Annotated in this window: 11 protein-coding genes and 1 riboswitch; of the genes, 5 read left to right on the top strand and 6 right to left on the bottom strand. The window is 71.4% G+C overall.

Features of this window, described 5'->3' with window-relative positions; genetic code table 11:
• Window positions 1-2: 2 nt before the first annotated feature.
• The gene (locus COA07_RS01705; protein ID WP_066711726.1) at window positions 3-1,940 is read right to left on the bottom strand and encodes a TonB-dependent receptor plug domain-containing protein; all 1,938 of its coding nucleotides are present in this window, start codon (window positions 1,938-1,940) and stop codon (window positions 3-5) included.
• Between the two features lie 130 nt (window positions 1,941-2,070).
• Window positions 2,071-2,260: riboswitch (cobalamin riboswitch) on the bottom strand.
• Entirely contained in the window at window positions 2,261-2,686 is a 426-nt protein-coding gene (locus COA07_RS01700) for a (deoxy)nucleoside triphosphate pyrophosphohydrolase (protein ID WP_066711727.1), read from the bottom strand.
• A 39-nt stretch (window positions 2,687-2,725) separates the two neighbouring features.
• On the opposite strand from COA07_RS01700, the gene COA07_RS18155 reads away from it, so the two are divergent.
• The 3 genes from COA07_RS18155 (at window position 2,726) to COA07_RS01685 (ending at window position 3,632) form a co-directional block, all read left to right on the top strand.
• Window positions 2,726-2,917, top strand: a complete 192-nt coding sequence (locus tag COA07_RS18155) for a Flp family type IVb pilin (protein ID WP_169803553.1) — start codon at window positions 2,726-2,728, stop codon at window positions 2,915-2,917.
• A 139-nt stretch (window positions 2,918-3,056) separates the two neighbouring features.
• Window positions 3,057-3,236 carry a Flp family type IVb pilin gene (locus COA07_RS01690; protein ID WP_066485634.1) on the top strand — a complete coding sequence of 60 codons (180 nt, stop codon included), beginning with the start codon at window positions 3,057-3,059 and terminating at the stop codon, window positions 3,234-3,236.
• Window positions 3,237-3,452: 216 nt separating this feature from the next.
• Window positions 3,453-3,632 carry a Flp family type IVb pilin gene (locus COA07_RS01685; RefSeq protein WP_066711728.1) on the top strand — a complete coding sequence of 60 codons (180 nt, stop codon included), beginning with the start codon at window positions 3,453-3,455 and terminating at the stop codon, window positions 3,630-3,632.
• Window positions 3,633-3,717: 85 nt separating this feature from the next.
• Here COA07_RS01685 and COA07_RS01680 read toward each other — a convergent pair whose 3' ends face one another.
• From COA07_RS01680 to COA07_RS18150, 4 genes are read right to left on the bottom strand one after another with little or no spacing between them, the layout of a single operon-like run.
• The gene (locus tag COA07_RS01680; RefSeq protein ID WP_066711729.1) at window positions 3,718-4,668 is read right to left on the bottom strand and encodes an acetyl-CoA carboxylase carboxyltransferase subunit alpha; all 951 of its coding nucleotides are present in this window, start codon (window positions 4,666-4,668) and stop codon (window positions 3,718-3,720) included.
• Window positions 4,669-4,677: 9 nt separating this feature from the next.
• The gene (locus COA07_RS01675) at window positions 4,678-5,598 is read right to left on the bottom strand and encodes a tyrosine-type recombinase/integrase (RefSeq protein ID WP_096640376.1); all 921 of its coding nucleotides are present in this window, start codon (window positions 5,596-5,598) and stop codon (window positions 4,678-4,680) included.
• On the bottom strand, window positions 5,595-7,373 hold the full coding sequence (locus COA07_RS01670; RefSeq protein WP_096640374.1) for a hypothetical protein: 1,779 nt from the start codon (window positions 7,371-7,373) through the stop codon (window positions 5,595-5,597). Before COA07_RS01670 ends, COA07_RS01675 begins: the two co-directional genes overlap by 4 nt.
• Window positions 7,354-7,491, bottom strand: coding sequence for a hypothetical protein (locus COA07_RS18150; RefSeq protein ID WP_169803574.1), 138 nt, complete (start codon window positions 7,489-7,491; stop codon window positions 7,354-7,356). The genes COA07_RS01670 and COA07_RS18150 overlap by 20 nt, the downstream gene beginning before the upstream one ends.
• Before the next feature lie 113 nt (window positions 7,492-7,604).
• Here COA07_RS18150 and COA07_RS01665 point away from each other — a divergent pair, with 113 nt between their 5' ends.
• Window positions 7,605-8,159: a shikimate kinase gene (locus COA07_RS01665; protein ID WP_066712518.1), complete on the top strand. Its 555-nt coding sequence runs from the start codon at window positions 7,605-7,607 to the stop codon at window positions 8,157-8,159.
• Window positions 8,156-9,277 (top strand): 3-dehydroquinate synthase, encoded by a 1,122-nt coding sequence (aroB, locus tag COA07_RS01660; RefSeq protein ID WP_066712521.1) that lies wholly within the window; start codon window positions 8,156-8,158, stop codon window positions 9,275-9,277. Before COA07_RS01665 ends, aroB begins: the two co-directional genes overlap by 4 nt.
• Window positions 9,278-9,303 lie beyond the last annotated feature (26 nt).

Genomic DNA, 9,303 nt, shown 5'->3' with positions numbered 1-9,303 from the left:
CCTCAATACCGCAGGCGGACGCCGCCATAGGCCGCGCGGCCCGGCGTGCCATAGCCGGCGGCGGTCTGGTAGCGTTCGCCAAACAGGTTTTCGACCCGCCCGTACAGCTCGACATGCTCGCTTAGCGGGAAGGACACCCGCGCATCGGCCAGCACGTAGCCGTCGAGCCGCCCGCGCGGCGCCGACGCATCGAGGCTGTCGCCCACCGCCGTCACCGTCGCGCCGGTGGTCAGCCCGATCGGCCAGCGATAGTCGGCGTTCATCGTCACGCTCTGCGACGGCCGCCGCGCGAGCGCGCGCCCGAACGACGCCGATCCGGGCGAGCGGTTCTGCGCGTCCAGATAGGTGTAGGCGCCCGACACCGTCAGCGCCTCCACCGGGCGCAGCGCCAGCGCCAGTTCCAGCCCCTGTGCCCGCGCGCGCGCGACATTGTCATAGGTGCCGAACGGGCGGTTGGTGCAGATGCCGCCCGCACCCGCCGCGCACGACACGAAGCTGATGAGATCGGTGGAGGTGCGGTGGAACCACGTCGCGCTCGCCTCGACCGCGCCGTCCAGCGCGCGCTGCGTCACGCCCGCGTCCCAGCCGTGCGAGCGTTCGGGGCGCAGCGTGCGGTTCCCGTAGTCGCCGAACAGCTGGTACAGCGACGGTACCTTGTACCCCTCGGAATAGCTGGCGCGCAGCACGGTGTTGCCGCCGTTGGGGGTATAGGCGCCGTTGGCCGAGGCGGTCGTCGCGCCGCCGAAGCGGTCGTGGTCGTCGTGGCGCACGCCGCCCGACACGGTCAGCCCGGTCACCGGCATCACCGACAGCTGGCCATAGACGCCCCAGATGCGCGCGCGCGCGTTGCTGACCGCGCCGAACCCGTCGGTGAACAGCCGCGACACCTCGCGCTCCGCACCGAAGGTGGCGCGCACCGCCTGGTTCAGATCCACGTTGCCCTGATATTCCAGCCGTTCGTTGCGGCCGCGCGCGCGGAAGGTTTCCGCCGGCGTCTGCGCCGCGTCGAAGGTCGCGCGGTTCACCTGCGTGCGCGCATAGGCGAAGCGGTTGCGGAACTTGCCGTCGAACAGCGCGACGTTCAGCCCGCCATAGCCGACCCACTGCTCGGTCTCGCTATATTCCTGCGTGTCGCCGAATGCGAAGGTCGGCGGGGCGAAGCCGTCGTAATCGGCGCGGCCGTTCGAATAGAAGCCGCGCAGGTCGACCGACACCGCATCGGCAAGCGCGATGTTGACGCTGCCGTTGGCGCCGTAGTTGCGATAGCCGTCGCGCTCCGTCCCGACCGCCGCGGCGGACGTGCCCTCGGTGGTGAAATAGCCGCCGCCGAGGCTTGCGGAGACCGGGCCGACGCGGCCCGCGACATTGGCGACCCCCTGCCCGGTGCCGTGCCAGCCGCCTTCGCCGCGCGCGTTGACGGTCAGCGCCCCGGTCGGCTGGCGGGTGATCATGTTCACCACGCCGCCGATCGCCTGGCTGCCCCACAGCACCGATTCGGCACCGCGCAGCACCTCGATCCGCGCGATATTGCCGATCAGCAGCTCGCCGAAGTTGAACCCGCCGCCCGGCGACGACGGATCGTTGATCTTCACCCCGTCGATCAGCGCCACGGTCTGGTCGCTTTCCGCGCCGCGGATGAACACGCTGGTCACGCCGCCGATGCCGCCGTTGCGCGCCACCGACACGCCCGGCGTCTGGCGCAGCAGGTCGGCGACGGTCACGCTCTGGCGCTGTTCGATCGTCGCGGTGTCGAGCACGGTGATCGCCTGCCCCACGGTGTCGATCGGGCGCGCGGTGCGGTTGGCGGTGACCACGATCGTGTCGCCGGCGGCGGCCGCTTCCTCCAGCGCCGGGCCGGACTGCGCGCTCTGCTCGCTGGCATGGGCGGGCAGCGCCGCCGTCAGCAGCGGCAGCGCGATCAGTGAAATACGGTAGTTCATGTCCCCTTGGTCCCCATCACATGTGCGGGACGGCGACGGCGCGTAGCGATGCCACCCCCCGTGTGCCGACCCCAGAACAGTCGTCACACGAGGAAAAGACCTCGATCGCCCGGCACACCCCGTCCGCGCGAAGGACAACCGCGGACAGGCAGGTCTCCTGGCTCCCGGGTCGACACCGGATCCCGGCCTTCCCGGACCCGAAGGTCCAGTGGCGCGCGCGGGGATCGGCTCACCGGTCACAGTTGCGGGGGCAGCTCCGGATCGGTTCCGGATTCCCATTTCATCCCCGGTCAGGGGGAACCTGTTCGCTGCGCGCCACCCTATGCCAGCGGCGCGGGCGCGGCAAGAGCCTGTTGCAGGGTGGCGAGCAACGGCACGTCGACCGGCGGCATCGGCAGATCGGCGAGCGCGCGCGGCACATCCCAGCGCAGCGCGTCCGCGGCCAGCGCGCGGGGCACGCCGCTCCACCGGGTGCAGCGGTACAACAGCATCACCAGCGCCGCGCCGGGTCGGTTGGGGTCGACCGCGAAGGACAGCGGGGCGAGCGCGGCGGGGGCGACGACGATCCCCAGTTCCTCGGCCAGTTCGCGCGCCAGCGCGTCGGCGGGCGCCTCCCCCGGCTCCACCTTGCCGCCCGGAAATTCCCACAGCCCGCCATGCTGCTTGCCGACGGGGCGCTGCTGCATCAGGCAGCGGCCCTGCGCGTCGATCAGCGCGGCGGCGACGACCAGTATCGGCGAGCCCATCGACCTTTCCTTAACCCCGTCCGTGCCAAGTCCGGCGCCATGCCAGCCCCCGATCGCCTTGTCGCCCGTCTCCTGCGCCTGGTGCGCGACTGCCGCGGCGCATCGGCGACCGAATACGGCATCATCCTGGCGATGATCGCAATGGCGATGGTCGCGGCGGCCAATCGTTTCACCAATGCCAGCGGCGCGATGTACCGTTACGCCGGCAACAACATGGACATCGCAAAGTAACCTTGCCGTTAACTATCAAATATTTGCGGCAGGATGTCCGGTTTAATGTTTCATCAACTGGACCGCCATAAACGGAATGGGCTTGACGTCGAAAGACGCCGGCCGGGTAGCTGAAGCTTTGGTATCACTGGAGATCGACATGCAGAAGATTCGTTCGTTCCTGAAGAACAGCAAGGGCGCCACCGCGATCGAGTACGGCCTGATCGCCGCGCTGATCGCCGTCGCCGCCATCGCCGCGATGAAGGGCCTGGGCAACCAGCTGGGCACCACCTTCAACTCGGTGTCGGGCAAGATGGCGACCGAAGCGACGCCGAAGTAAGCGACGCAACGACGCCACGTCGTTACAGGATCGGGCGGCGGAACTTCGGTTCCGCCGCCCTTTTCGTCATGTGCGCGCGTTACCGTTCATTTACCATCGCGCTTCGTTCTTCTCATTTTATTTTCAGTAAAGCCTTTGCGCGATACCGATGGTGCGATGCGGGTCGAAGCTCCGTCGCCGGGTAACTGAAGCATGATGACGAACGGGAGAATTTCCATGCAGGCCATCCGCACCTTCCTGAAGAACAGCAAGGGCGCCACCGCGATCGAATACGGGCTGATCGCCGCGCTGATCGCGGTCGCCGCGATCGCCGCGATGAAGGGGCTGGGCAACCAGCTGGGTACCACCTTCAATTCGGTCTCGGGCAAGATGAAGACCGAAGCGACGCCGAAGTAAGCGACCTACTCCATCCGGATACGCGAAGGGCGGCGGGATCACTCCCGCCGCCCTTTTCATGCGCCGCCGTGACTTGGCGCGCGCGTCAGACGACGCGGCCCATCGCCAGGAACTTCGCGCGGCGATCGCGCGCCAGCGCGTCGGGGGCGAGCTTGCCCAGATCGGCCAGCGCCTTGTCGATCGCATCGCCCAGCGCGGCGATCGCGCCGGCGGGATCGCGATGCGCGCCGCCCAGCGGTTCGGGGACGATCGTATCGACGACGCCCAGCGCCTTCAGATCCTGCGCCGTCACCTTCATCGCCTCGGCCGCGTCGGCGGCCCTCTCCGCGGTGCGCCACAGGATCGAGGCGCAGCCCTCCGGCGAGATCACCGAATAGACGGCATGTTCGAACATCAGCACGCGATTGCCGCTGGCCAGCGCGATCGCGCCGCCCGAACCGCCCTCACCCACCACCGCCGACACCAGCGGCACGCGCAGGCCCAGGCACGCCTCGGTCGAGCGCGCGATCGCCTCGGCCTGGCCGCGCTCCTCGGCCTGGATGCCGGGGAAGGCGCCGGAGGTATCGACCAGCGTGACGACCGGCAGGCCGAACCGGTCCGCCATCTCCATCAGGCGGATCGCCTTGCGATAGCCCTCCGGCTTTCCCATGCCGAAATTGTGGCGCAGCCGGCTGGCGGTATCGTCGCCCTTTTCATGGCCCAGCACCATGATGCGCCGCCCGCGGAACGTGGCGAAGCCGCCCAGGATCGCCTGATCGTCCCCGAACGCGCGGTCGCCCGCCAGCGGCACGAACTCCTCGAACAGGCCGGCGACGTAGTGCTTGAAATGCGGGCGTTCGGGGTGGCGCGCGACCTGCGTCTTCTGCCACGGGGTCAGCTTCGCGAAGGTATCCTTCAGCAGCTTGTCGGACTTGCCCTGCAGCTTGGCGATCTCGGCGGAAATGTCGACGCCGCCGTCGGCGCCGGTATCGCGCAATTCGTCGATGCGCGCCTGAAGCTCGGCAATGGGCTTTTCGAAGTCGAGGAAACTGGCCATCGCGCGCCGTTACGGCGGTGTCGCCGATGCGTCAACGAGCGCCTCTGCCAGCGGGTGGCGTTCGTTGACCAACTCGACCAGCCGGCGCGTGTCGACATGGGTGTAGATTTCGGTCGTCGCGATATCGGCATGGCCCAGCATCGTCTGGAGCGCGCGCAGGTCCGCGCCCCCTTCCAGCAGATGGGTGGCGAAGGCGTGGCGCAGCACGTGCGGGCTGATCCGGTCGGGCGCGATCCCCGCCTCCGCCGCGATGGCGCGGACCAGCTGGAACAGGCGCACGCGCGAGATGTGCGTCGCGCCGGAGGGAAACAGGAACGCACGGTCGGTCGCGACATGCGCGCGCCACGCCGCCACTGCGGCACGCGCGCGATCCGACACCGGCACCAGCCGCTCGCGCCCGCCCTTCCCCTTCAGGATCAGGAACGGGCGGTCGGGATGGACCGCGTTGCGCGGCAGCGACACCAGCTCGCTGGCGCGCAGCCCCGATCCGTACAGCAGCTCGACCAGCGCGGCGAGCCGCAGGTCGTTGGGGATGACCGGATCGCGCGCCAGCCGCGCGGCGAGCGCGGCGAACAGCCGGTCGACATCGCCATGGCCCAGCGTGCGCGGCAACGGGCGGCGCGTCGACGGGCGCGGCAACGCGGGCGAGGGATCGTCCGGGCGGTCGCCCTCCTCCGCCAGGAAGCCGAAGAAGCGGCGCAGCGCGGCGGCCTTGCGTGCGACCGTCGCGCCCGACAGGTCGCGCCACCCATCTGCCAGCCGCCCCAGCGCGGCGGCATCCGCGCGCGACAGCCCGCCGTCGAGATCCGCCGACGCCAGCGTCAGGTCGCGGCGATAGGCGGCCAGCGTGTTCGCCGCTGCCCCCGCCTGCGCCGCCATCATCTCCAGGAAACGGTCGATCGCCGCGCGGTCGCCGACCGCGATCGTCATGCCAGCCGCGCGATCGCCTCGGCCGCGATCATCCGCGCCTCGCCGTCCAGCCCGACCGCGCGCAGGCTGCGCAGCGCACGGTACAGCGCCGCCGGCGGCACCGCGCGCCAGTTGCCCGCCTGCATCCCCGTCGCCGCCAGCAGGAGGACGGTGCCCGCCTGCCCCTCCGCCGCCGCCCGGTCGATCGCGCGCGTCCAGCCGTTGGGCGATCCGATCCGCACGTCGAGCGTCGCGGCATTCTCCTCGATATCCGCCGCCGACAGCCGGCCCAGCCCCGCCAATGCGGCGAAGAACAGCTGCTTCTTGCGCTGCGCCGACGCGCCGTCGGGCGCGTAATCGCCGATGATGCTGCCGGGGCGGATGCCCCGCGCGTCGGGATCGGCGAGCAGCAGCATCGCCCAGGCATCGCCCCCGGCGCGCGCATAGGGTTGCCAGCGCAGCGCGGTGCGATCCATCCCCGCCGACAGCATCGCGGCGACCAGCCGGTCGGCCTGATCCACCCCGGCGCGCGGGGTGACGCGCGCGGCGGCACGCGCGGTCAGGATCAGCCGGGCATAGCGCCCCGCGTCGTCCGAGCCTTCGTCCCACAGCGCGCCCAGCGCCGACAGCCGCGCGCCGTCGTCGCTCGCGACATAGGCGTCGCGCAGGCCGTTGGTGGTGCGGGTCAGCGCGCCGGGCACGTCATCGGCATCGGCCAGCGCGGAATAAAGGTCGACCAGCGCGGCGCTGCTGACGACGCCCATCGCCGCGGCACGATCCGCCGCGGCGGCGCGCTGGATCAGCGGGATGCCCGGCGCCAGCGCGCGCCAGCCGTTCACCTGCGCACCGACGGTTCCATAGAGTTCGTCGGGCACCGTCGCGCCGGTGGCGACCGCCAGCCCGAAGCGCCATGCGGTCAGCTGCACCACCGGCGTCCAGTCGACGGTGATCGCCTGGCGGCTGTCGACGCCCGCGCCCATCACCTTCTGCGCCAGTTGCAGGTCGATGCCGCTCGCCACCCGCTGCCGCCGCGCATCGGCGATCAGCGTGCGGCCGCGCGCGTCGCCGGTCAGCCCGGCGCACATCGCGCGCGCCACCACCCAGCCGCGCTCGCTGTCGCCCGCGCCCGGGGCCAGCGGGCACAGCGCGCCCGGATCGCCGTTCGCCAGCGCGGCCTGCATCCACACCTGCCGCAGCTTAGGCGTGACGCGATCGGTATCGACCGCCTGCACGACCGCGCGCGCGCCGACCGATTCGCCCATCCGCAGCAGCAGCCACGCGCGCTCCGCGGCGAAATCCGCGCCGTCGACCCCGCGCGGCGTGTCGACCCGCGCCACCAGCAGCCGGCGCAGCGCGATCGACAGCCAGCGCGACGGCAGCGGCGCCGACAGCCGGCGCATCACGATTTCCAGATAGCGCCCGTCCGCCCCGCCGAAGGCATCGCGGCGGAACGAATCCGCCGCGCCGACCAGCGCCAGCGAGCGGCGCGCCGACGCCGGCAGCACGTAGCGCGGGGTGGCGAGCGCGGTGGGGCTGGCGGTGGGCGACGGTTCGGGCAGCGGCGTCGCCGACGCGCCGGGCAGCGGCTGGATGAACGTGCCGGTCGCGGCGGCGGTGGGGGCCGGCGCAGGGCGCGCGGCGGAGGGCGCCGGCGCCGGGGCGGGCGCGGGATCGCCGAAACCGGGGGGAAGCAGCGATTCCGGCCGCTGCTGCTGTTGCTGCGCCAGCGCCGCCGCGCCGAACGCCAGCGCCGCGCCGGCCCCGGCGAGCGCCCGCTTAATTCGCGAGGTTGCCAAGCTCGACCACCTTTTCCACGCGCGTGGTGGGACGTTCGGTGGCGCGGCCCGCCAGGAAGAACAACGCCCCCAGCACGACGACCAGCAAGACGATCAGGGAGACGAGCAACCGGGACATGGACTTCACCTAACAACGTGCCAGATACCGGGCCGGACACCAGCCCGGCGCCCGGCAACGGGTGCGCACGGTCTGTTGCCGCGGCCGACGTGCGCTGTATAGCCCGGCGGACGATGTTGCAAAGCCCGCCCGTTCCCCGTCCCCCGGAAAAGCCGCGATGGACCGGCCAGCCGATCGTGCTGGTGGGGCTGATGGGCGCGGGCAAGTCCACGGTGGGGCGGCGGCTGGCGGCGCGGCTGGGGCTGGCGTTCGTCGATGCCGATCATGAGATCGAACATGCCGCGGGCATGACGATCAGCGACATCTTCGCGAAATTCGGCGAGGCGCATTTCCGCGACGGCGAGCGCCGCGTGATCCAGCGGCTGATCGACGGCCGGGCCAAGGTGATCGCGACCGGCGGCGGCGCGTTCGTCAACGACGAGACGCGCGCGCTGATCCTGTCCGACGCGCTGGCGATCTGGCTCGACGCGCCGGTCGAGGTGCTGGTCGACCGCGTCGGGCGGCGCGACACCCGCCCGCTGCTGCGCGGACGCGACCCGGCGCAGGTGCTGCGCGATCTCGCCGCGGTGCGCAATCCGCTCTACGCCCAGGCGCACCTGCGGGTCGCCAGCGGCAATGCGCCGCACGACATCACCGTGCGCGCGATCATGAAGGCGATCGGTAAATGACGAATATCGCGATCGACAAGGGCATCACCGTGCCCGTGGCGCTGGGCGAGCGCAGCTACGACGTGCGGATCGAGGCGGGGTTGCTGGCGCGCGCGGGCGATTTGCTGGCGCCGATCGCGCGCGGACGGGCGATGCCGATCGTGGCGGACGAGAATGTCGCAGGGCATCTGGCGACGTTGCAGGCATCGCTGGACGCCGCGGGCGTACCGCACCGCGCGATCGTGCTGCCCGCGGGCGAGGGATCGAAAAGCTGGGGCACGCTGGAGCGGCTGACCGACGAGCTGCTGGCGCTGGCGGTCGAGCGCGGCGACCATGTCATTGCGCTGGGCGGCGGGGTGATCGGCGACCTGGTGGGCTTCGCCACCGCGATCCTGAAGCGCGGCTGCGGCTTCGTGCAGATCCCCACCACCCTGCTGGCGCAGGTCGATTCGTCGGTCGGCGGCAAGACCGGGATCAACGCGCGCGCGGGCAAGAACCTCATCGGCGCGTTCCACCAGCCCGCGATGGTGCTGATCGACCCCGACGTGCTCGACACGCTGCCCGCGCGGCAGGTGCGCGCCGGCTATGCCGAGGTCGTCAAATACGGGTTGATCGACGACGCGGAGTTCTTCGCCTGGTGCGAGGCGAACGGTGCGGCGCTGCTGGCGGGCGACGCGGCGGCGCGCACCCACGCGATCGCGCATTCGGTCGCCGCCAAGGCGCGGATCGTCGGCGAGGACGAATTCGAGACGACCGGGCGCCGCGCGCTGCTCAACCTGGGCCATACCTTCGGCCACGCGCTGGAGGCGGAGGCGGGCTTTTCCGACCGGCTGCTGCATGGCGAGGCGGTGGCGGCGGGCTGCGCGCTGGCCTTCGCCTTTTCCGCCGAGACGGGTCGCTGCCCGGCGGAGGATGCCGCGCGCGTCGCCGCGCACTGGCGCGCCAGCGGGCTGCCCGACGGGCTGGCGGCCGCCGGGATCGCCGCGCCGGCCGCGCGGCTGGTCGAGCATATGCGCCACGACAAGAAAATGGCCGCCGGCACCCTGCCCTTCCTGCTGGCGAACGGCATCGGGCGGACGTACCTGGACCGCACCGTCGCGCTGGATCGCGTCGAGGCGTTCCTGGCGGCCGCCGGCTAATGGGAACGCGCGGGGAGACGCCGCGT

This window comes from Sphingomonas adhaesiva (assembly GCF_002374855.1).
In the GTDB taxonomy this organism is placed as follows: Bacteria; Pseudomonadota; Alphaproteobacteria; order Sphingomonadales; family Sphingomonadaceae; genus Sphingomonas; species Sphingomonas adhaesiva.
The sequence above is the reverse complement of the archived record's forward strand: the minus strand, read 5'-3'. Positions and strand labels throughout refer to the sequence as shown.